Origin of the sequence: Clostridium sp. KNHs214 (genome assembly GCF_000744935.1) — a bacterium.
Classification (GTDB): domain Bacteria; phylum Bacillota; class Clostridia; order Clostridiales; family Clostridiaceae; genus Haloimpatiens.
This window is the reverse complement of sequence record NZ_JQMW01000011.1, coordinates 381,078-403,627: the sequence shown is the minus strand read 5'-3', so window position 1 is coordinate 403,627 and position 22,550 is coordinate 381,078. Positions and strand designations below refer to the sequence as shown.

23 protein-coding genes and 3 pseudogenes are annotated in these 22,550 nt (G+C 40.9%); 4 read left to right on the top strand and 22 right to left on the bottom strand.

Annotation, left to right across the window (positions count from 1 at the left end; genetic code table 11):
- Positions 1–435: 435 nt before the first annotated feature.
- Positions 436–612, top strand: a pseudogene (locus tag CC89_RS10520) (response regulator); the annotation flags it as partial.
- 152 nt (positions 613–764) lie between these two features.
- Here CC89_RS10520 and CC89_RS10515 read toward each other — a convergent pair.
- The 14 genes and pseudogenes from CC89_RS10515 to CC89_RS20525 all read right to left on the bottom strand — a co-directional run bounded on the left by CC89_RS10515 (position 765) and on the right by CC89_RS20525 (position 10,345).
- Complete coding sequence (locus CC89_RS10515; RefSeq protein WP_035289163.1) at positions 765–1,568, bottom strand: ExeA family protein; 804 nt, start codon at positions 1,566–1,568, stop codon at positions 765–767.
- On the bottom strand, positions 1,561–2,820 hold the full coding sequence (locus tag CC89_RS10510; protein WP_035289160.1) for a DDE-type integrase/transposase/recombinase: 1,260 nt from the start codon (positions 2,818–2,820) through the stop codon (positions 1,561–1,563). Before CC89_RS10510 ends, CC89_RS10515 begins: the two co-directional genes overlap by 8 nt.
- Positions 2,821–2,927: 107 nt before the next feature.
- Positions 2,928–3,503 carry a DUF6431 domain-containing protein gene (locus CC89_RS10505; protein WP_035289157.1) on the bottom strand — a complete coding sequence of 192 codons (576 nt, stop codon included), beginning with the start codon at positions 3,501–3,503 and terminating at the stop codon, positions 2,928–2,930.
- A 256-nt stretch (positions 3,504–3,759) separates the two neighbouring features.
- Positions 3,760–4,194: a hypothetical protein gene (locus CC89_RS10500; protein ID WP_035291951.1), complete on the bottom strand. Its 435-nt coding sequence runs from the start codon at positions 4,192–4,194 to the stop codon at positions 3,760–3,762.
- Positions 4,142–4,546 carry a PrgI family protein gene (locus CC89_RS10495; protein ID WP_035291950.1) on the bottom strand — a complete coding sequence of 135 codons (405 nt, stop codon included), beginning with the start codon at positions 4,544–4,546 and terminating at the stop codon, positions 4,142–4,144. The genes CC89_RS10500 and CC89_RS10495 overlap by 53 nt, the downstream gene beginning before the upstream one ends.
- Positions 4,547–4,567: 21 nt before the next feature.
- Complete coding sequence (locus CC89_RS10490; protein WP_035291948.1) at positions 4,568–5,437, bottom strand: VirB6/TrbL-like conjugal transfer protein, CD1112 family; 870 nt, start codon at positions 5,435–5,437, stop codon at positions 4,568–4,570.
- Between the two features lie 15 nt (positions 5,438–5,452).
- Positions 5,453–5,551, bottom strand: a pseudogene (locus CC89_RS21130) (Maff2 family mobile element protein); the annotation flags it as partial.
- Positions 5,552–5,637: 86 nt separating this feature from the next.
- A complete protein-coding gene (locus CC89_RS10485) occupies positions 5,638–7,251 on the bottom strand; it encodes a recombinase family protein (RefSeq protein WP_035291946.1) in 1,614 nt (537 codons plus the stop codon).
- 110 nt (positions 7,252–7,361) lie between these two features.
- Positions 7,362–7,556 (bottom strand): transposon-encoded TnpW family protein, encoded by a 195-nt coding sequence (locus CC89_RS10480; protein ID WP_035291944.1) that lies wholly within the window; start codon positions 7,554–7,556, stop codon positions 7,362–7,364.
- Between the two features lie 13 nt (positions 7,557–7,569).
- Positions 7,570–8,412 carry an ATP-binding protein gene (locus tag CC89_RS10475; RefSeq protein ID WP_035291942.1) on the bottom strand — a complete coding sequence of 281 codons (843 nt, stop codon included), beginning with the start codon at positions 8,410–8,412 and terminating at the stop codon, positions 7,570–7,572.
- Complete coding sequence (locus CC89_RS10470; RefSeq protein ID WP_035291939.1) at positions 8,409–9,155, bottom strand: phage replisome organizer N-terminal domain-containing protein; 747 nt, start codon at positions 9,153–9,155, stop codon at positions 8,409–8,411. Before CC89_RS10470 ends, CC89_RS10475 begins: the two co-directional genes overlap by 4 nt.
- Complete coding sequence (locus CC89_RS21125; RefSeq protein WP_009255336.1) at positions 9,145–9,351, bottom strand: hypothetical protein; 207 nt, start codon at positions 9,349–9,351, stop codon at positions 9,145–9,147. Before CC89_RS21125 ends, CC89_RS10470 begins: the two co-directional genes overlap by 11 nt.
- Before the next feature lie 187 nt (positions 9,352–9,538).
- Positions 9,539–10,060 (bottom strand): DUF5720 family protein, encoded by a 522-nt coding sequence (locus CC89_RS10460; RefSeq protein WP_035291936.1) that lies wholly within the window; start codon positions 10,058–10,060, stop codon positions 9,539–9,541.
- 42 nt (positions 10,061–10,102) lie between these two features.
- A complete protein-coding gene (locus CC89_RS20525; RefSeq protein WP_185750737.1) occupies positions 10,103–10,345 on the bottom strand; it encodes a hypothetical protein in 243 nt (80 codons plus the stop codon).
- A gap of 34 nt (positions 10,346–10,379) precedes the next feature.
- Here CC89_RS20525 and istA point away from each other — a divergent pair, with 34 nt between their 5' ends.
- The gene (istA, locus tag CC89_RS10455; protein WP_051931461.1) at positions 10,380–11,972 is read left to right on the top strand and encodes an IS21 family transposase; all 1,593 of its coding nucleotides are present in this window, start codon (positions 10,380–10,382) and stop codon (positions 11,970–11,972) included.
- The gene (gene istB, locus CC89_RS10450) at positions 11,973–12,731 is read left to right on the top strand and encodes an IS21-like element helper ATPase IstB (RefSeq protein ID WP_035289149.1); all 759 of its coding nucleotides are present in this window, start codon (positions 11,973–11,975) and stop codon (positions 12,729–12,731) included.
- Positions 12,732–13,130: 399 nt separating this feature from the next.
- Here istB and CC89_RS10445 read toward each other — a convergent pair.
- The 8 genes and pseudogenes from CC89_RS10445 to CC89_RS10410 all read right to left on the bottom strand — a co-directional run.
- Positions 13,131–14,274, bottom strand: a pseudogene (locus tag CC89_RS10445) (relaxase/mobilization nuclease domain-containing protein); the annotation flags it as partial.
- The gene (locus CC89_RS10440) at positions 14,246–14,644 is read right to left on the bottom strand and encodes a plasmid mobilization protein (protein WP_035291932.1); all 399 of its coding nucleotides are present in this window, start codon (positions 14,642–14,644) and stop codon (positions 14,246–14,248) included. The pseudogene CC89_RS10445 and the gene CC89_RS10440, both read right to left, overlap by 29 nt.
- 557 nt (positions 14,645–15,201) lie before the next feature.
- Positions 15,202–15,405 (bottom strand): helix-turn-helix domain-containing protein, encoded by a 204-nt coding sequence (locus CC89_RS10435; protein WP_035291930.1) that lies wholly within the window; start codon positions 15,403–15,405, stop codon positions 15,202–15,204.
- Positions 15,395–15,841 carry an RNA polymerase sigma factor gene (locus CC89_RS10430; protein ID WP_035291928.1) on the bottom strand — a complete coding sequence of 149 codons (447 nt, stop codon included), beginning with the start codon at positions 15,839–15,841 and terminating at the stop codon, positions 15,395–15,397. Before CC89_RS10430 ends, CC89_RS10435 begins: the two co-directional genes overlap by 11 nt.
- A gap of 150 nt (positions 15,842–15,991) precedes the next feature.
- Entirely contained in the window at positions 15,992–17,362 is a 1,371-nt protein-coding gene (locus CC89_RS10425) for an MATE family efflux transporter (protein WP_035291926.1), read from the bottom strand.
- On the bottom strand, positions 17,355–17,804 hold the full coding sequence (locus CC89_RS10420; protein WP_035291924.1) for a MarR family winged helix-turn-helix transcriptional regulator: 450 nt from the start codon (positions 17,802–17,804) through the stop codon (positions 17,355–17,357). The genes CC89_RS10425 and CC89_RS10420 overlap by 8 nt, the downstream gene beginning before the upstream one ends.
- A gap of 683 nt (positions 17,805–18,487) precedes the next feature.
- Positions 18,488–19,090 carry an ECF transporter S component gene (locus CC89_RS10415; protein WP_035291922.1) on the bottom strand — a complete coding sequence of 201 codons (603 nt, stop codon included), beginning with the start codon at positions 19,088–19,090 and terminating at the stop codon, positions 18,488–18,490.
- A 357-nt stretch (positions 19,091–19,447) separates the two neighbouring features.
- Positions 19,448–20,830 carry an MATE family efflux transporter gene (locus tag CC89_RS10410; RefSeq protein WP_035291920.1) on the bottom strand — a complete coding sequence of 461 codons (1,383 nt, stop codon included), beginning with the start codon at positions 20,828–20,830 and terminating at the stop codon, positions 19,448–19,450.
- A 319-nt stretch (positions 20,831–21,149) separates the two neighbouring features.
- Here CC89_RS10410 and CC89_RS10405 point away from each other — a divergent pair, with 319 nt between their 5' ends.
- Positions 21,150–22,541, top strand: a complete 1,392-nt coding sequence (locus CC89_RS10405) for an MATE family efflux transporter (protein ID WP_035291919.1) — start codon at positions 21,150–21,152, stop codon at positions 22,539–22,541.
- Positions 22,542–22,550: the final 9 nt, after the last annotated feature.

The following is a 22,550-nucleotide window of genomic DNA, read 5'->3' as shown; positions in this document are numbered from 1 at the left end:
ATGATATATCAAAGATTTAATGATAAATTAAGTTAACGGAGGAAAGATTATTATGAAAAGTGTAGCTTTTATTTTTCAGTATATAATAAACAATTTAGAGTATAAGGCATTTCTTTAGAAAATCTTTAGAATTACCACAACTATATCTTAAAAAAATAGATATAGAATGGATTTGTAGAATAAATAAGGGGGGAATGCAGTAATATGAATGCAGAATTATATAAAAGCTATGATATTATATATTTATGACATTAGGTACATGAAAAGAAATAACAATTCAAAGATGTTAGTCTATTTTGTGTCAGGCAAGGAAACAGGTTCTGTCTTTGTTAGTACTATAGGCGAGTTCTGCTGACGCAGTATGACGCAAAATAGACTAGCATACTGACTTATTATTTATTTGAATGTGCCTTAACACAGAAAGAGGTAAGGAAAATGAATATGTATAATATTTTAGTTTTAGAGGATGAAAAAGATATAGCTATGGGAATAAGGACTTATTTGGTAAATCAGGGATATAAAGTTTTTATTGGAGAAAATGGAGTTCAGGGATTAGAAATATTAGAAAAGGAAGAAATTCATTTAGCTATAGTTGATATTATGATGCCTAAATGTTAAACGTCAAATTTCTCCTAATTTAAACGTCAGTTTATTTCTATAATTATAGTACAATTTACGTCAAATTATTTCTACAAAATCACTTTATTTTTAATGAAAAATCATTTTGCACCTAAAAGAAAAAGGAGCTAGCGCTCCTTGTGATTTTAATGCAGTGATATTTCATTGGCGGCAGCCATTATTATATCAGTATCGATTACGTTTTTTTCGTGCTGCGCACCTATTATTAAAGCCTTAGTTAATATCATATTTAAGCGTCTTATAGAGCCAGCACAGCTTCTATATGCAGCCAAAACAGCATTATTATCAAATATTTCTGGCGAAGCCCCTGCTAATGATAATCTAGAATTAATATATTCTAAAGCTTCAATTTCAGAAAATCCTTCAAAATTATAATTTATTATTATTCTTTGTTTTAATGCCTCGTGTATCTGCTTTTCTAAGATATTATTTAACACAGGTTGTCCTATCAAAACTAAGGAAAAGCAATCTTTTGAGTCCATAGAGAAGTTCATAAGTAGCTTTAAATCCTTTAAAATATCATTATTTAGATATTGTGCTTCATCCCAAACTAATATATAATGCACACGTTTATCTGTACTCATACTTTCCATATAGTCTTTTATGCTCTTAAACATGTCAGATTTACGAGAAGAAGGTTCAATTCCTAAGGAGATGCAAAATTGCCTATAGAACTCAGTAGTAGTTACAGTGGTAAAGCAAAGATATATAACCTTTGTTAAATTAGGGTTTACTTTTTTAGCAAAGCACCTTAAGGCAAAGGTTTTTCCACTACCTGGTGAAGCTGTAAATAAGCCGATTCCCCTAGCTTCATTAAGATACTCAAGTCTTGATATCATCTCTTTTAGATCATTTGACATATAGGCATCTTTTTCTTTTATGCCTTTTTCAAATGGATTCATTGTCATACCATAAAATTGTTTAAACATTTTTAACACCATCCTTTGAATAGTCTATAGTAAATGCATTCCTGCGTTTGGTTTTACCATTTTCAATCTTATTTGTTTTTCTAATGCTGTATTTAGCATTTTCATAATATACATATGCATTATCCATATCATCAGGTAAATATCTTACTTCAACTTTCTGTCCTATAAATTGCATAGGTACATCATAAGATATTTTATCAATGCTTATGGTTGAGTCATTATTAACTCTTCGTTGTATGCGATTCATAAAGCAATTATCCAGCCACTCACTATCAGTAGCTACCTTAACATGAGCTAAATCGCTTTTATATCTATCGATCGGACGTTGAGATGTAGCTGAATGTACTGTTACATTATGCTTGTTTATATATGCGAATAGCTCATCATTTAGCTCCGCTAAGGAGGATATAGATTCTACATCTAGAGTGTTTAGCCATCTACTTTTTAATGTTCTAAAATTTCTTTCTACTTTTCCTTTGGATGCTCCATCCCTTACCATAGTGTGCAGTTCTACTATTCCAAGAGATCCACAGATAAGACTTAATTGCTCATTTTTATAAGGAGAACCGTTGTCCAAGTAAAGTTTATTAGGTATGCCATATCTAGCGATAGCTTCTTTAAGTACCTTTTGAAAATTATAAGAGTTATCATTGTAAAAGAATCTTCCGCCAACGATAAGTCTTGATTTATCATCAATTAGCATAATTAGATATGTTCTTTTACGTATGCCATTTTCAGTAATATACGGGCCATAGCATGTATCACCTTGGTACATGCCAGTTGCAAACTCTTCTTCAAAGGCTTTTCTATCTTTCATATTTATGCATCTAGCAGATTTAAGATCATTATTTTTTATAAATCTTTGAACTGTAGATAATGATATATTTTTTTCATTGATAAAGCCATCTTCGATAAGTTTATGATATATAAGAGTAGCATTAATTTTAGGAAATGCATTTTTTAGCATATATATCTGTTCTATAGCTACATCATTTAACTTTCTGGTTTTCCCTATGTCGCTACGCGTCTTCGGTAGAAGGGCATCAAAACCAAACCTATTATAATCTGATTCCCAATTAGATAGTGTTCCAGGACTATATAAAACTGACTTACCGTTAGGTAATTTTACAGGAGTAGCAGCAACACGTCTATAGTAAGCAATTTTCGAGCTTTCAGTATAAGTATTATTTATAGCTGGAGCTATTAGTGCTAGTCTAATAGAAGCTATTTCAATCATTTCTTTGTTATTCATTTCAACATCACCTCTATAAAAATGCTATCATGGGGAAATTATAATATCCATTATCGTATTAAGTGGTATATATAAAATAAAATAAAAAGTATATAGCTATAGCTTAATTATGATGTTCCTTGAAAAAAGGATAAGCCGTTTCTATTAAAAAAGTTTGTTATAAAGGTTTCAATTTCAATAAAGGTACTATTTATAACACGCTGTATAAAACTTAGATTAGAAATAAGCTTGTCTTGTAGAAGTCCAAGCCATAGTTGTTTATGTTTTTTGAACTTATTTAAAATTCGATAGAATGTGGATATTGCTATACAATAATGTTCACACATAGCTTCTACAGAGGTAAATTTATGTACAAGATAATCATGAATAATAGACACAGTAAATTTAAAGCTAAATGACATGTAGGGCACAATTACCGAAGGTAGGATAGCATGAGTATGTCCACATGACGGGCAAATATATCTATTGATAGTTATTATATTATCGTGAACTTCATTATTATCATAAGTCACAAGATGGCGTTTATAAGAGGCAAATAGGGATAGATCGTGTTTAGATCCGCAGACTGGACATACCAAAGCCTCTGAATTAACCGTTTTCATATACTCTTCAAAAATATTTATCTCATTTTCAAAAGAAATTTGTTTAAAACACTTGCATAGTTGTGAAAATAATCTTATCATAATAATAGGTTGTAAGAGCTTACGCTCTTATTTTTAGGGAAGAACCTTCGCTTTGCACGGCTTGGGGTTCTTCCCTTTCCTTTCTCTAGTTTTTATAATAAGCTTAAAATAACCTCCAAATGATGTCAAGTCATTAGGAGGTTTTATTTAGCAATAATATGATTATTTAAAATGCATTTAATTACTGGATAGTTATTGGAGTTATAGTTATAATTTGACTTAGAAATGCAGTTTTCAAAAGCTATATTTTGACGCACTACAGCATATCCGAATACTCGGCGCGAATGGAATTAAAAGCGTCCTCCTGCGCCGGAATGTCGATAGCCTTTTGTGCTTCGCCGCGCTGCGTCCCTTGATTGATAAAGGAAAGCTGCACCGATACGGAAGCGTCAAAATAGTTTAAGAAGTCGCACCAGTTTTCAAAAATGCCCGTCTTTTCGTCTGCCTGTGCAAGCTGATAGTTAATATCTTCAAACGAAAGGCTCTTTGAATACCGTTTTTCCGTTACCCTGCATATCCCGTCCGGGTACATCTGCAAGTAGGGAATAGTCTGCTGCGCGGTGTGCGCCTTTCCGTCGCCCTTTGCCTTTTGGATAAGGGCGGCAATCTGTTTTTTCTCGGCGCGGGTCAGCTTGCGTTTAGCCTTTGCGGGGCTTGCCCCCTGCGCCTTTTTTGTTTGTGTCTTTGACAATAGCCGATACCTCCTTTTCAAGTTTTCTCTGCCGTTCTAAAACGGCGTATAGGTTATCTGTCTGATAGGGTCGTTCCTTTGGTCTTATAAACTTTGTCTGAATGATGTTTTTTACCACCACTTCAAGGGGCTGTCCATGCTTTTCATACATGGCAAGGAGAAAGCAGGGAAGCATGACGACAATCATCACCATTGCCGCAAGGCTCGTCCCTGCGCTGTCTTTGAGTAAAAAGAAAAGCGGCAGTCCTACAAGGAGAGCCGCCGAAAAGCAGACAATCTGCCGCTTCGTAAGGTTTAACGCCACCTTTGTCTTGACTTTGGATAAGTCTTTGGGTACGGGTACATACGCCAAGCGATAACCTCCTTTCTGCCCTTAATGGGCGTTAAAAATTGACTTTGCAAGCGCGCCGGATTTGAACAGGGAGAAGCACAAAATAACGGTATAGGCTGCAAGGGAAAAAATCGCGCTGTGCAGATTGTCCGCTATAATCATGCTGTTTACCAAAACCGCGTAAATGCCGACGCATACCATAATCAAGAAGCCTTGAAAGCCGAGGGCGATTAGAGCTTTGAGGTAGTTGTTCCCTATCTGCCCCCACTCCCTGTTAGTCATTGTTGCGAATGGGATAGGTGAAACCGAGCAATAGCAGTATATTTCTATCATTCTGCCGTATAGGATTACCGTTATCAGCACCGACATGATTTTCATGCAAAGGCTAACTAAAGACGTTTCCATAACAAGCAGTAAAAGTTCGGGGATTTCCATTGCGTCAAGCCCCTCCTGCATGGCTTCAAGGGCGGCGGCGACATCAATATTGGTGTCGCCGCCGATTACCCCCGCCGCGCCCGATACGACGTGCTGCGCCATATCGAACACCGCCATAGTGATAGTAAAGGTGTTCGTCACAAGGTAAACAGCGACAAATGCCTTAAAAAACCACTTAAAGAACATGAACGTGTCAACGTCGTGCATATTGTTCTTTTCCGTTACCATGCTGATTAGTTCCACGCATAGAACGTAGGTAATGACAAGCCCCGCAATGGGTACGATTATGTTTTCCGATAGGGTCTGTATCATGGAAAAGATATTCGCGTTCCACCCCTGCGGGGTCTTGCCTACCTCGGCGGCGATTGTGCCGACTTTCTCGTTTACGTCCCCGAACATAGTTGACAGATTACCGTTAATGGCTCCGATTAAGATACCTTTTATCCATTCGTTAATCGCGTCAAGTATGCTCTGCATAGGCTGTTACCCCGCTTATACGGTGAACAGGCCGGACAGAAGCGGTACAAGCACCATGCCGATAAGGGCAACGCCGCCGCCTGCCATGAGCTGTTTCATGCCCTGTGATTTTGCTTATGTGTGATAAAGAAGTAATAGAAGTGTAAAAAATTTTGCCGTTCCTATCCGGCACTTGCGCAGGGTGTCGGATAGGTCGGGCTTTATTCTTCGGGTAAGTCAATCTTGCCTACAAAGCTGTAATAAATATCAATGCGCTGGCGGCGTACTTCGTTCTCGTCATACTCACATTCATAAACAACGATTTTCTCCACCATTTCACGCAAAAGAGTGTGTGTCAGTTCTTCGATAGAAAGGTACTTGCGGACAACGCTCATAAACTTTTCAGCGTTTACCGTGGCTTCCTGTGCCTTGTCCAGCTCGCCCTGCAAAGCGGCGGCTCTGTCTTTCAGTTCCCGCTGCTCGGCTTCGTAGTCTGCGGACATTTCCATGAAACGCTCATCACTGATTTTCCCGTTTACATTGTCCTCATACAGACGCTTGATGTAGCGGGAAAGTTCTGCAATGCGGCTCTGCACCTGTTCAAGCTGCTTGGCTGCCGCCGCCAGCTTCCGCTTGCCGCCCATTTCATTCTGCTGGATAAGCAGCTTCACGAACCGGGCTTCGTGCTTCTGTGCATAGGCGGTCACTTTCCGCAGATTGTCCAGCACACCCGCCGTCAAAAGGTCGGTGCGGATGAAGTGCGCCGTACAGTCGGCGGTGCGCTTCTTATAGCTGCCGCAGATGTAGCAATCCTGCTTTCTCTTGTCGGTCTGATACCGCTGCTGGTACATCACATGACCGCAATCGGCGCAGAACAGCAAGCCGGAGAACAAGCCCACATCATCGTAGCGGTTGGGGCGTTTGCGCTGCTTGCGTAACTCCTGCACCCGTTCCCATGTCTGCAAGTCGATGATTGGCTCATGGTGGTTCTCGAAAATCGCCTGTTTCTCAATGGGATTGTCTACGCTGTGCTTCATCTTGTAGGATGGTTTTTCCGTCTTGAAATTCACAAGACAGCCTGTGTACTCCCGGTTTTCCAGAAGATGAACAACAGTATTGGTCGCCCACTTACATTCATAGCCAGGGTGGTAGCGGCGTGTGCTGCCTGTGCGCTGGTATTCCAGCGTCCCCGGCGTGGGGATTTGCTGCTCGGTCAGCATACGGGCTATCTTGGTAGGCCCGTTTCCGGCAAGGCAGAGTTGGTAAATCTGCTTGACTACCGGGGCGGCTTCCTCGTCAATGATGAAATTTTCGTCCTCGTCCATGAGGTAGCCGTACACGGGCTTGCTGGTAACAGGCTTGCCGCTCATGCCTTTTGCTTTCTTAACTGCCTTAATTTTTTTGCTCGTATCTCTCACCATCCATTCGTTGAAAAGATTACGCAGCGGGGTAAAATCGTTGTCGCCCATTGCGCTGTCCACTCCGTCATTGATAGCGATAAAGCGGACGCCTTTCTGCGGGAAAAGCATTTCTGTATACATTCCCACCTGTAGATAATTTCGCCCTAAACGGGACATATCCTTGACGATGACTGTGCCGACTTTCCCGGCTTCAATGTCTGCAAGCATGGCTTGAAATCCGGGTCTTTGGAAGTTCGCACCACTATAACCGTCATCCGTGTACCAGCAGAGGTTGGTAAAGCCGTTCTGTTTGGCGTAGGATTCCAAAATCTGCTTTTGGTTGGATATAGAGTTGCTTTCTCCTTGCAGTTCATCTTCATGGGATAATCTCGGATAAAGGGCGGTAATAAGGTTTTGGGTTGTCTGTCTTAACATGGTTTCCTCCGTTTCCGACAGCCAGCCCCACTATTCCGTACTGCGATTGTACCATACAGCGGGGCGGCTTGTATAGCGGCAAAGTGTAAAAAGTGCTTCTTTACCGCCCGTCATATTGCCGATTTTTGTGTAGCAGCTTCCGCTTCCAGCACCTTAGCCATTTTGTCGGCTGCGGTTTCCGTGGCACTCTGCTTGAAAAAGCCGGACACCACAAGAACAGAGTTCCCTATGCGGATTTCCGTCACGCAGTCGGCGGGGGCGGTACTTTTCATGCTGTGCTTGGTATGCGGGTTCTTATCTGTCATAGGCAAACTCCTTTCAATCGTTCATCAGCTTTTTCAGCCGTTCCATTTTCTCCTGTGCCTTTTCTCTGCGGAAGTTCACGCCGGAGAAGCAGACAGGGGTACACATTTCTGTTACCCGGTCATAAATCCGCTTGTGGGCGGTGTCCGGGGGATTGTTCAACTCGTCAAGGCTTAGATTGGTCGTGACGATCAGCGGCTTTTTGCTTCGGTAACGGCTGTCAATCACATTGTAGACCTGCTCTAAGCCATACTCTGTGCCACGCTCCATTCCAAAATCATCAAGGATAAGCAGCGGATAGCGGCAGAGGTTGGAAATATATTCGTTCCTGCCCTCAAAGGTGGCGGCAAGGTCATTAAGGACAGCGGCAAAGTTCGTCATTTTCACGGAGATTTCCTGCTCCATGAGGGCGTTTGCAATGCACCCGGCAAGATAGCTTTTCCCTGTGCCGACGCTGCCCCATAAAACCAAACCGTGGTTGCCCGCCTGCATTTTCTCCCATTTCGCAACATAGCTATGCGCCGTTTTTATCTGCGGGTTTCTGCCGTTGTCATTGGCAAAAGTCCATTCCCGCATAGCCGGGTCGGTAAAGCCCCGGCGTTTCAGTTCTTCTACCTTGTCCCGATGTTTGCGCTGCTGTTCAGCGGCTTCACGCTCCATGCGCTGCGTCCGCTGGCAGTCACATTCTGCCGGGTGGCGGTCACGCCCAAACAGGGCGATTTTATCCGCCGGGAAATAGGCTTCTTTCGGTGTCCGGCACTTGCCGCAGTAGAGCAGACCGTCCTCACCTGTGTAGTCCTCCGGCTCGGCGGTGGTTGCTGGTATCTGTAAATTCATATCTTCAAAAGCTGGTTTCATAGACTTTCTCCCTCCTTGTAGCTGTAATCGGGTATGCCCTGTTTCGGGGCAGCTTTAGCGGTATCGTCAGCCGCCCATCTGCGGATAGTGGCGGCATGGTTCTTGTATTTCCTCCCGGTGGAAGCGATATAGCCGGATAGCCGGTCAATGTAATACTCCCACTTGCCGGGAAGTTCTGCTTGCAGTTCGGAAAGTTCCATCTCTGTCAAAATCACATTTTTGTATCTGCCGTAAGCGGCGGGGGCGGCTCGTCCCTGTTCTGACTCTCTCTCTTTTTCTATCTCTATATCTATCTCTTTCTTTATCTCTATCTCTGGTGGACAAATGTCCGCTTTTGCTTCGGACACTTGTCCACTAAGCCGTTTTTGCTCTGAAATCTTCATTCTTGCCCTGCGCTTACGCTCCCCCTCGGTAGAGGACTGACCGATGAAAAGCTCGATATTGCTCATATACAAAGCCCCGTTGTCCAGCGGTTCAACAAGCCCCAGCTTCATAAAGATTTGCAAAGCCCTCTCGACTGTGCCGACCTGCTGGCGGGTAATGGTGGCTATCATTTGGGCGGTGTAGGGGATATTCTCGTCAAGCTGCAAAGTGCCGCCGTATTTCAGCGATTTTAAGTACAGCTTCAAGAGGATATTGGAATACAGCATACCGTCCTGCATACTTTCCAGCAGCACGATAGCGTCATCGTCAAAATAGCTTTCTTTCAGTTTGAGGTAATAATATTTGCGGTTATCTGACATAATCTTGGTTCTCCTTATCTGTGGGGCGGGCTTTCCATCTCTTTGAATAATACCGGGGGCAGAGTACCACGATAGCCCTAAAACTCTGCTTGCAGTCATGGGTACAGCCCCGGCAAAGGGCATTGAAAGTAATGCGGTTTCGCTCATTGAGGAAGAACGCCCATTCCAGCCGCCGCTTCTTGCTCATTCTCGGCATGAAAAAACGCTCCTTTCTTCGGTTTGGTCGGGTATGAGGGGACAGGGGCAAAATCTGTATGTTCCCGGTGTCATTTTCGGGAAAAATCTGCCCTGTAAGCCCCGTTGGAAAGGTCAGGGGTATTGCGGATAGGGTAAGCTATACCCCCAGACTTTTGTATGGTTTCGGTATCATTTCGGGGCGGTTTTTAACGGTCACGCCCCGGCTTTTTATCCGGGTACAGACTTCCGCAGCATACGGCGGCATGGCTGCGGATTTTAGCTTCTCCCCGCTGTTCGCTTGCCTTTGCGTTCTTGTAGCCCTCGTCAGAGAGGAAAAAGCGGTAGCGTTCCCCCTTGTACCCAACGGGGCTGTCATTGCTCAAAATATCAACCACAATCATGTGCCGGGTCTGTGACAGATAGCGTTCAAAACCCGTAAGGTCATGCCCCTGCATAATCGGCTCTTTCGCCTGTGCCTTTGCTTCGGCAAGCCGCTGCCGGATAGAGTTGTCCCGTTCTTCAAGGAAACGGGCTTTGGTATCAGCGATAAAGCGGCTGCACTCCGGCTCCGGGATTTTTTCCAGCTTGTCTATGGTGTTTTCCACGATTGCCTTTGTGAGAGGGTCTTTGAGTACGGGGACAATCTCTGCAAGCCCCGCAACGGTAGCCGCCCGGTCAGCAGCGGCGTACTGGTAAATCATTTCTAATTCGCTTCTTGTGAGTTTCATGGTGCATCCTCCTGTTCTTATTCGGTATCAATTCGGGGCGGTTTATCGCTCCTGTTCCTGTTTTTTCTGTCGGCTCGGTGTGCCGTGTAGTATCTGCTCTGCGTTCCGTTTGGCGGTGGCAAGCTGCTCATACTCGGCTTTTGCGGTGCGGTAGGTGTTGTAAGCTGCGTTTTTCTCGGAAATGAGGGCTTCAATCTCCGTATGCAAATAATATAATAAGAATGTAGGAAAAATACAAAATAAAAATGTATAAAAACCTACATTCTTATTTTGTATTTTGGACATAATTGCTATACTTCTACATGGAGGTATAACAACTATGATTAACAACTTACAAGGAGAGCTATTTCTAATGAATAGCATAGGAATTAAACCAAATTACGCCCAACTGGCAAAAAAATATGGTATGGATTGGAGGACTGTAAAAAAGTATGATCAAGGCTACAAAGGGAAACCAAAAACGAGAATTAAGAAAAGCAAGCTTGACCCATATCGTGTAGAAATTACTGATAAGTTAGCAATTCGTAGGATTACAATGAAAGGTGTTTATGAATTTATGGTGGATAAACATGGGATTAATACTATAGGTACCTATTCAAATTTCATCACTTATATCAAGAAAAACAAGTTACTACCTAAACAAAGTAATACTGGCCATCCACGTTATGAAACAAAAATTGGAAAACAAGGGCAAGTTGACTGGAAGGAGGATATAACACTTACTTCAAGATCTGGGGAAAAATACACTATAAATATTTTGCATGTAACACTTAGTTTTTCAAGATATAGCTACTTAGGACTATCCATTCAAAAAAAAACAGATGATGTTTTTAGATGTCTTATTAATTCCTTTGAAGCCTTTGGAGGAATACCAGAAGAGCTTTTGTTTGATAACATGTCCACTGTTGCAAATGTACATGGAGTAAAGAAAAAGATTACTGAAACAATGGGTAAGTTTGCAAAAGATTTTGGATTTAATGTCAGATTGTGTGGGGCAAGAAAGCCTGAAACAAAAGGGACTGTTGAAGCAAAAAATAAGGTAATTGACTGGATTCGGGCATATGATGGTGAATTTGATACATTAGATAATTTATTAGAGAAACTAAAGGAAATTAATTTAAAAATGAATATAAATATTAATACGGAAACAGGCATGTCGCCAACCGCTCTGTTTTATAAGGAAAAGGAATATCTGCATTCTTTACCAAAAGCTTCAATTATTGATACCTATCTATCACCAAATAAATATAAAGTTTCAAATGAAGCACTAATTAGATTTGGAGAGAGCAAATATTCCGTACATCCTAAGCTTATTAATGAGGAAGTTAGCGTTGATATCCTCGACAATAAACTATATATCTATTATAAAGGAAAACTTGTAACATTTCACTCAATTAATAAAAATCCAATTAATTATGTTCCAGAACATTACACGATACTTATGAAAGGGAAGGTTAAGGCTGCAGATTTAGAGGCTGTAGCTAATGAAAATTTAAAACTTATGGATAGATTATTAGAATCAAGAAAAATAGATATTTCAAATATAGAGGCTACAAAGTCACCCGAAGCATTATTAGCATATATGAATGGGAGCCCCTATGGTAACTGGATTATAGGGCAGTATGCCCATATGTCAAAAGAAAATCGAAGCACCTTTATTAAAGGAATGAATTTAGTACTTCCTTATGTAAAGAATAAAGAAATCTTCATGTCTAATTTAAAATTTTCAGTTAAAAACAATTGGTGTAAGCAATTAGATTATGATTGCTGGATAAATGATTTTATGGCAGTATGCGATGCAGAATGCATTCTAACAGATGAAGGATATAAAATAATTCATAATAAATATGAAAAAGAAATACAGGAGTTTACCTTAGGGCAGGCTCCAGGGATCGTGAGGATGAATTGCTAAATGAACAACTACAATACCCTTATTAATAACCTGGACACACTTGAATTAGTGCGAATTAGAGAGAACATTGATAGATACATAGATATGATGACAGACGGTAGCAAAACACCTGTTGATGCCTTATATGAATTAAGCCAATTAGAAATAAATTTCAAGAAGGATGCTGTAATAAAAGGGAATGTAAAAGTTGCTAATTTTCCGTTTTTAAAAGAAATTGATCAGTTTGACTTTGGATTTCAACCCTCAATAGATAAGGGAAAAATCATGGATTTTATAACACTTAGATTTTTAGAAAAGACGGAAAATATAATATTTTGTGGAAGTCCAGGAGTTGGGAAAACAAATTTAGCTGTATCAATAGGTATTGAAGCGGCTAAGCAACGTAATTGTGTGTATTTTATCACATTCCAGGAACTTATATCACAACTAAAAAAAGCAAGTGAAGAAAACAGGTTAGAAAGAAGAATAAAGTGGTTTTGCCGTTATAAACTTCTTATAATAGATGAACTGGGATATCAAAAGATGAATAATGAGTCTGCCAACTTATTCTTTAATCTTATAGCCAAAAGGTACGAGAAATCTTCTACAATAATAACAACTAATTCTCCCTTTTCAAAATGGGGTGATATTTTTCAGGAGCCAGTATTAACAAATGCTCTTTTGGATAGATTACTGCATCATTGCTCAGTTATCAATATAAATGGTCCATCATATCGCCTTAAAGATCAACTTCAATCAATCACTGCTGAGGAGGGGTAAAAGTACTAAATAAAAATGTAGGTTTTCCTACCATATTATTTTTGAAAAAACCTACATTTTTATATTGACATTTGCACGTATTCAGCTTGGAAGTGGCGGGCAGCTTCTTTCCCGGTGCAAGCACCTTTAGCTGGCGCAGGGCAGCTTCATAGATGATAAATTCCGCTTCGTGGGACTGGCGGTAGTTCTCCGCTTTTCTGCCGGACAGCTTTTTATGAGCATCAATGGTGGGGCGGGTGCGGCGGTAATCGCTGACAACCTTTCGCAGATTTTTCTTGTCGGAAATGCTCTGCTCAATGCCCCGCAGACTTTCCCTTGCTTCAGACAGGGCTTTCCGGCTGTCCTCCACGGCTGCACCCAGCTTGTCAAGGTCAAGCAATCCATTCTCCATGAGGAAGTTGTGGGTAGCCGCCATCTGTTTGAGGTTGTGCAGGGTAGCCCAGCGGTCATAGCCTGCGCCCTTGCCCTCGGCTCGTTTGGCTTCCCGGTCAACCATACGCTGTAATCCGTCCTGTTTCGGGGCGGTTTTGGCGGCTTTTGTCCGCTGTAAATGCCCCATAATGCTGTCGGGGTATTCGGGTATGGCTGCGGTCTTTTCGGCTGCTCTGTGGGCGTTCTGCTCCAAAATGGCAAGTACGGCAGTACGGTCAAAATCGTCCCCCAGCTTCCGGGCAGTAATGGGCTTGGTTCTGTCCGGCGTGAGATAGGACAGCCGCCCCCGGCTCTCTTTGACGGAGATTCCCGATTGTAAAAGCAAAGCTGAAAATTCGTCAAAGGTGGTGGCTTTCTCCAACGCTTTCCGTATGGTCTGCCGCAGCTTTGCTTTGTCGGTTTCAAACTTGGTGGGCTTGGTAGGAAGTCCGGCTTCAGAAAGAGAAGCGTTCTCCCGGTCAAGGGCAAGCTGCCCTTTCTTCTGCGCCCAGTATTCACGCTCGGTAATGCGGTTCTTGCTGCCATGCAACAGGTCAATCTGATAGAGATTTTCCCGGTGGCATAGTTCCATGACTTCGGACTTGAAATATTCCATAGCTGCGTCTGTGCAGCGGTGCTTGCAGCCGTCCTTGGTGTCCGCTGGTCTGTCCATGTAGGGCAGAAGTGGAACGGCTTCAATCCGCAGGGAATTGATAACGATATGCACATGAATGTTGCCGGAATGGTTATGCCCGTCCGGGTGGGTGCAGACAATGGCTTGATGTCCGGGGAACTGCTCTTTGCAAAATTCCTCGCCCAGCGACTGCGCCTTATCAACGGTCAGACCGTTGTCCGTTCCGTCCCGTGGGTCAAAGCTGATAATATAGTGGTGGGACTTCACATCTTCTCGTTTTTGGTTCTTGCCATAGCGGAGATTGGAGCGCATACACGCTATGGCAAAATCCTCATCACCGCAGTTCAGCGTGGCAAGTCGGTAGTCCTCACGGGGGACAAGCCGCCCGTTTTCATCAAGGGTAGGCTTCATGGTAAACTCGTCATGCTCAAAGGTAAGGTACTACTCGGCTGCCCCGTAGTCGGCATTTTTAGAGCTGATATGTTTGAATGTTGCCAACGGCTTCACCTACTTTCTGCAAGACTTCAAACTTCAAGGCTGCAAGGTCGGAAATGGCGGCTCGGACTTCGCCGGACAGGGCGTTGTACGGCACACCGTATTCGTTCAGATACCGGGCAATCTGATTGAGGTTGCCGCCGATTCTGCCATATTCGGCGGTCAGCTTCCCGACTGCGGCAAGCAGTTCATCATTGACCGGGGACACGGTAACAATGGGGCGTATGGTTGCCCGTGTAATGGCTTGCCGGATAAATTCAGACTGGCTCATACCATAAGGGGAAAGCCGGGCGGTAAAGTCGGCGTATTCTTCCTCGGTCAGCCGGGTTTTGATTACCCGGCTGCGGTGGGGCGTGTTGTATCGTTTCGGCATGGTTATAACCTCCTTTCGTTTGCCGCATGACAGCGGCAGGGATAAGCGGCAAAAGCCGCATAAGCAGGGTTTGGGGAAGGCACTCCCCAACAAGATTCCCGCAAGGACAAAATGAGCGAACAGCGAAATTTGGTACTGCGGTAGAATCTTGCTCTTAGTAACCTAAAATCCTGTCCTGCCTTTGTTACTAATACGATTGAAAATCCCGAACAGGCAAAGTGCGGCGGCATTTTTTGTAAATTTCCCGTCATTTCCTACAACACCACAAAAGGAAATTTTGCCAAACCTGCGGTGGTAGGAATTGAAATTTTCCCGTTCACTTCCTACAACACCGGGCAAGGCAAAAAAGACGGACAATAGCAGGATTTTTTTCTTTGTTACCCTCCACGGCTAAAATGGGATTTTGCCAAATCCGGTGGCAAATTTTCTTTTGTTTTTAATACAGGTGATTTCTAAAAACGCCAAAATGGGAACGAAAAAAGCAGCAAATCCATTGAATAGATTTACTGCTTTCGGTTGCCGACAAAGCGGTGGTTATTCAGTTGTAGACTGCGGGGCTATCCCTCAAAACGAAACTTGAAAAGTGCGGTAAGCAGCGTTTGGGTTATATAGTCCTCTGTATCTTGGTCTATCTGTCCGTTTACAAGGGCGGCATATCGTATGTGGCTGCGGTAGTGCTGCAATACGGTGTTGACCGCTTCCGGCTCCCCGCTGGCGGCTTGTACGATTGTTTCATAGGGGAGAAGTCTGCTATTCCTCATACGCCATTCCCTCCATTTCCGCTTGTAGCTGCCGCAGGGCTTTTCGGATATGATAGCCCGCTGTGCTGCGGCTGCGCCCGTACCGTCTGCCGATTTCATGCTGCGGCACTTTCTGGAAAAAGGACAGGTAAACCATTTCCCGTTTCTTTGTGTCCAGCCGTGACAGAGCTTCCACAAGTAAGGCGTTACTGAAAATGACGGTATCGCCGCAAAGGGTAAGCGTGTATTCCTCGTCCGGCTCCGGGGCTTGGAAATACTTATCTGCTGTGCTTAAAGGGTAGTGATTTTCTTCTGTGAGGTATTCAAGGGATATTTCTCTTTTGTACTTTCTGCTCCTTGCCCTTGCTGCGGTAATCGTTGCGTTGCGGATAACGACTTTGCAAAAGGCGTGAAAGGTATACTCGATATGTTCCCGGTAATCTTTTGTGCAGGTCATGGAAATTCCCCCTTTCCTCCTAAAAGGGTAGTGCATGATTGATAGTTGCTTTTATAATGTAAGAGGCGGCAGCACTTTTTGCTGTCGCCCCTTAGCTGCCTAAAAGCAAAGACAGGCGGGGCTGTCAATAGCGGACGTAGCCCGTTCATTTTACTGTGGACTAATATGTGTTGCATTTTTTTGCTTTCTTAATTCTGTTCCCACTAACACAATAGATAGCACAAACGCTGAAAAATCAGCAACAGGCCCCGCTAGCAATACTCCCATAATTCCGAAACGAAGCGGGAGCAGCAGGGTAAGCGGAATCAAGAAAAAGGTCTGCCTTGTTAATGCCAACAGAGCACCTTTTAACGCTTTTCCTATTGCGGTAAAAAAGCTGGAAGAAAGCAACTGCACACCATTTACCAACACCATGAAAAGATAGGTACGCATGAACAAAACAGCAAATTCAAAACACAGCTCGTCCCCGTCTCCGAATAGTGAAATGATAGATTGCGGGAAAAATTGAAATGCGATAAAAGCAATAGTGGAAACAACAAGATTCCACTTTACTGCAAGCATGTAAGCCTCCCGTACCCGATGATATTGCCTTGCTCCATAGTTGAAACCGATAATCGGCTGTGTCCCTTGCGAGATTCCTACAACAATCGCAAGGATTATGGCATTTGTTTTCATAACAATTCCGCAAGCTGCCAAGGGAATATCCGTTCCATATTTTGTTAATGCGCCGTAATAAGTCAACGAATTGTACTGAATGATTTGAATCACGGTAACTGCAATCTGATTTGAGCTGCTGCTTATCCCCATGCTGCAAATTTTCAGGCTTTCTTTAATGTCTAATAAAAACGACTCTTTTTCAAAATGGATTGTTTGGAAACGCCATAGATAACGGAGTGCGAGTATGAAAGAAAAAATTTGCCCAATAACCGTTGCCCAAGCTCCGCCGGCAATTCCCCAATCGCAAACAAAAATAAAAATGGGGTCAAGAATGGTATTGATAATAGCTCCCACAACCATGCAGACCATTGAATACTTTGGTTTTCCATCTGCTCGAATCAAATTGCTCATACCATTCGTTACAATGAGAAACGGCATTCCAATCAATGTTATGCTGGCATACTGCTTTGCATATGGAAATACATCTGTCGTTGCCCCAAATGCCTTTAGGAGCAAAGACAGAAAAGTTTCTCCAACCAGCAAATAAATAATTCCGAAAATTCCCATCAGAACAATACCATTTCCCGCTGCTTTGGCGGCAGCTTTCGGCTCTTTGCGTCCAAGACAGAGGGAAACACGGGAAGCACTGCCAATTCCGACCAGTAGTGCAATGGCAAGGCAGATGGTAGAAAACGGGTAGGCAACATTGGTTGCTGCATTTCCCAAATAACCGACCCCTTGACCAATAAAAATCTGATCCACAATATTGTAGATTGAGCCGACAAGAGACGCCACAATACTGGGAACAGCAAAATTTTTCAACAGCTTTGAAATTTTTTCATAGCCCAGAGGATTTTCAGTCATTGAACTCCTCCCCCCTTCTCTCTATATGGAGTTCCGATGTGATATTTCTGCCCGCCTGTATTAAGAAATCCATAAAAAGGTTCTGCTCGGATTCGCTCATACCCTGCAATAAAAGAGCTTCTGTCTTTTCGCATATCATCTGTATCTCGTCAATAATAGACAATGCTCTTTCTGTAGGATACAATTTACATGTCCGCTTATCCTTATCATTGGGAGAACGTGTAATCATTCCCTGCTTTTCCAATGTCGCAACCGTCCGTACAATATTGCTTGGATGAACATAGAACATATTCAACAAAGAATCTTGTAGAATACCGGGCGAACGACAGATTTTGATTAAGAACATATATTGACTGTTGTTGATTCCATAGGGGGCAAGTTGCTTGTCCAAATAGATTTTGTAAAATCGGCCTGTTACGGAAAGCCATTTTAATAGTTGCATAGATATATACCTCCAATCAGAACGTATTATACATCAATATGCGTGCGCACGCAAGTATTTTTTCTGCCAACAAATATTTCCAAATTAAGGTATTGAATCCTTATCGTGTTTTTGTAGATAGGTATGAGAGGGATTCCGTAGTAGTCGGCATTGTGGGAATGTGTATAACTGGCTGTCTTATGGAGTTGTGGGTAACTCTGTTTGCAGAATGTGGGAAAGCTGCACTTTAGCTTTTCCATGTTCTGTGAATAGAGTTATCCATGATTCCATAGCCTGTTATGCACATTTCCACAATGCTTGTCTTTTGGTCTTTGTTTTCTTTGGTTCGGAATAGTGTGGTGCTGGCGGTCTATCTCTTGTTTTCGGTTGCTTGCTTCTTTACCGTACATGAGCACTTGACAAGGGATTGTATCAAAAGCGTGGTGGGTTTATCTATTTTATTCTTATAAATTCTTTACGAGGATTTAGTATTGGTAATCCTTGATGAACCTATAAAACAGGGACAGTTAACAATTTTTCATCAAAATATTGCTAAAAAGAATTAACCGTCCCCAGGTATATCCCCAGGTATAATTCCACCGCATTGTACCTTTTGTGGTTTAATAATACTATATATTTCTTAATATATAACTTGGAAAGTTATGGAATTGAACAGGCAGTTTGTGGCTAATAGATTTTAGTTACTATTTATCTTTTCCTACTGGCAATAGAAAGCCTGATTTCTTTAAAAGTGGCAATATAGCATTATAAATTAAAGCTACTAGTATTACAGATACAACTGCGTTAAAAAATGTAGCAAATGCGCTTAATTTAGCTAGGATTGCCGCAGCCTTTTGAGGTTGTCCTAAAATATATTGTTTATAGAAATATCCTACTACAGGATCGAAAATTACATTAAAACCTAGTCCACAAATTGAAGCGATAATGCTCCATTTAAATATATAACCCTTATCATTGCTCTTGCTTATTTTTCCATACTTATGAGCAACTAATCCTGTTATTAAACCGATACATAATTTCAATACAAATGTTTTTGGTGCTACTAAAATATATACAGGATCTAGTAAATCTGCTATGGTCATTCCAATAGCGCCAGCCAATCCTCCATACCATCCACCAAGAAGTAAAGCAGCTAATACACAAAATGCATTACCTATGTGCAATGAAGTAGCATCTCCCCCTGGTACTGGAATTTTAATTTGAAGAAAAGTAAATGATACAAAGCATAATGCCGCAAATAATGCAGTTTGACATAATTTTAGTATTTTTAAATTTTTATTTTTCATATAATCCCCCCGCTTACAGCTAATATTTTCCCATAAAATTACTAGGCCTACTATAATAAATGTTATTTATCCGATGACTACCTGCCGTAACACTCCCACTTGTAACGAAGTGGGAGATAACGGCAGCTACGTCCCTGGATAACGAGCTCTAACCTTCAGTTGGAGTAAAAACTCCATCTGAAGCTAAGAGCTCTGTTTATAAATTCTATATAAATGTTATGTATGGAACATATGTAATTATAGTACATACAATAATTTTATATATTATTGGCCTTCTATGGTGCTAGGACTATTATATTGCTGAAAAAATATTTTGGCAATTGTATGGATACAATTATTACGGCGTTTCTGATATTTTTACGATATGCTGGACTCATTCAAGCATTCCTGTTTTTCTTTAAGGCGTGGCCAAATTGTAAGCAGCATTGTTATATAGCAAGCTAGTCCTCCTAAGAAATTAGAAATTGGCTCGGCCAAGAATACTCCATTAGTGCCTAAATTAAACATTTTAGGTAGCATCAATGTAAGTGGAACCACGATAATTATTTTACGTAGCAGTGAAAAGAATATTGCCTGCTTGGATTTTCCAAGGGCGACGTAAGTAGATTGCCCTGAAAATTGTAAAGACATCATAAAGAACCCGAAAAAGTAGATATTCATTGCAGGAACTCCTTTTTTGATTAGTTCAGGATCATTACTAAATATTCTTATAAAAAATTCAGGAAAAGTTCTTAAAATAAGCCACAGTACAAATGTATATATTATGCAAACTACAGACATAAATTTAATTCCACTTCTAACTCGACCATATTCTTTTGCACCGTAATTGAAGCCTAGAACCGGTTGAGAACCGTTAGTAATTCCCCTTACAGGCATTATAATAATTTCACGAACAGAATTAATAATAGTCATGATACCTATATATAAATCTCCACCGTAAATTTGCAAAGTAATATTACAAACAACTTGTACAACACTATTGGTAAGAGCCATAATAAAACTAGATAATCCAAGAAAAACAATCCTCTTTAATATTGAAAAATTTATTTTCAAATTTTTATATTTAAGCTTAAGAATTGCATCTCTGCCAGTTAAAAATTTTAAAACCCAATAACAGGATAAAAATTGCGATATTACAGTAGCTAATGCCGCACCTTTAACACCCATATGGAATAAAAATATAAAAATAGGGTCTAATATGATATTTGTAATAGCACCTAGTAAAATAGTCATCATGCCTATTCGTCCAAATCCTTGACAATTAATAAAACTATTCATTCCAAGGCTTATCATGACAAATATGCTTCCAATTAAATAAATTGTAATATAGTCATTTGCATATGAAAATGTAGAACTGCTAGAACCAAAAAGAAATAGCAGAGGTTTCTTAAAAATTAATCCTAATATAGTTAGTGCGGCACCAAATATAATTAAAAGCGAAAAAGAGTTTCCCATTATTTTTTCAGCTTCTTCAATATCACCCCTACCCCTAGCGATAGAACAAAGTGGAGCACCACCCATTCCAAAAAGATTAGCAAAAGCCATTATTATTGTAATAATAGGAAGTGTAATACCAATACCCGTAAGAGCTAGAGTGGATGCCCCTGGAATTCTACCAATATACATACGATCCACAATATTATAAAGAATGTTTATAAGTTGCGCTAAAGTCATTGGTAAAGCAAGACTTAATATGCGTTTTGGAACACTTCCCTTAGTAAAATCATTTTTTTGTCTCATTCTTGTTCCCCCCCACTGTTAAGTATACACCAAAATAATGGGGACGGTTAAGAAGTTTTAGTTATGAATCAAAAATAAAATAAAAAATACTGGGGACGGTTAAGCTATTTTAGCTATGAATTAAGCTAAAATAGCTTAACCGTCCCCAGTAATAGGATTACTTAAACCGTGCAAAATAAAGCTTTACGACGAATTTACAATACTATAGTGGGAAAACGCGGTAAATAAGGTGTAAAAAGGAATAATCGATGTTTTTGAAGAAATTTAGAATTATTGTCTGAGAGTTATGTTATAATTAATAATAGGGAGGGAGAAGAATATGGAAAAAATTTCAAAAATGTTTACCGCAAAGGATATGACTGAGGGCACACCATGGAAAAGAATTGTTGAATTTTCTATACCGATGCTAATTGGAAACGTAGCTCAGCAGCTTTATAACACAGCTGATTCTATTATTGTAGGAAAATATGTAGGTGATAATGCTCTTGCTGCAGTTGGCAGTGCAGCTCCAATACTAAATCTTTTACTTGTGCTTTTTGTTGGAATTGCAACAGGAGCAGGCATTATGGTTGCTCAATATTTTGGAGCAAAAAAACGTAAGCAATTATCCCATACCATTGGTGTTTGTATGACACTTACTGCTATTGCTTCTGTAATAATAATGATTGTAGGACCTATTGTTACACGTCCACTGCTTTTATTATTAAAAACACCAGCTTCTATAATTGATTGGTGTACAAAATACCTTATAATTTATTATGTAGGTATTGCAGGCTTTGCTTACTATAACATTTTAGCAGGAGTTCTTCGTGGACTAGGTGACTCTGTATCTGCACTTGTATTTTTGATTATTTCTACAATTTTAAATGTTATATTGGACATTTGGTTTGTTGCAGGTATGGGCTTGGGAGTCCCAGGAGTTGCCATTGCAACTGTTGTTGCTCAAGGAATATCAGCGGTGCTTTGTATTATTAAATTATCAAAAATGAGGAGTGTATTTGACTTTAATTTAAAAATGTTGAAAGTTGAGAAGGACTACTCTCTTCAACTTATAAAACTGGGATTACCATCTGGATTAACTCAGGCAATATTTTCCCTTGCCATGATAGTTGTACAATCTCTAACTAATAGTTTTGGAGAAATGGTTATTGCTTGTAATGTAATAGTTATGCGTGTAGATGGATTTGCTATGATGCCTAACTTTACTTTTGGAACTGCTATGACAACTTACGCCGGTCAAAATATTGGAGCTAGAAAAATGGATAGAGTAGAAAAGGGAACTAAGGATGGTACCATGATTGCAGTTGGAGTGTCCACTACTATAACAATTCTAATTTTGATTTTTGGAAAATATCTTATGGGAATTTTTACTGATACAAAAGAGCTAGTTGATTTAAGTATGCATATGATGAAAATTCTTGCCCTAGGGTATATTGCAATGGCTGTAACCCAAAGTTTATCAGGTGTTATGAGAGGCGCAGGAGATACAATGACACCTATGTGGATTTCACTAATTACTACAGTTATTATGCGTGTTCCTGTGGCTTATGGAATTGCTTATCTTACTAGAAGCGCAGCATATCCTACAGGAAGACCTGAATCTACATTTATTTCACTGCTTGTCTCATGGACACTAGGAGCTATTATAACTACAATTTTCTTTAAAAAGGGAAAGTGGAGAAATAAGGGTTTTGCTGAAAGTTTAAAGTAATATCATAAA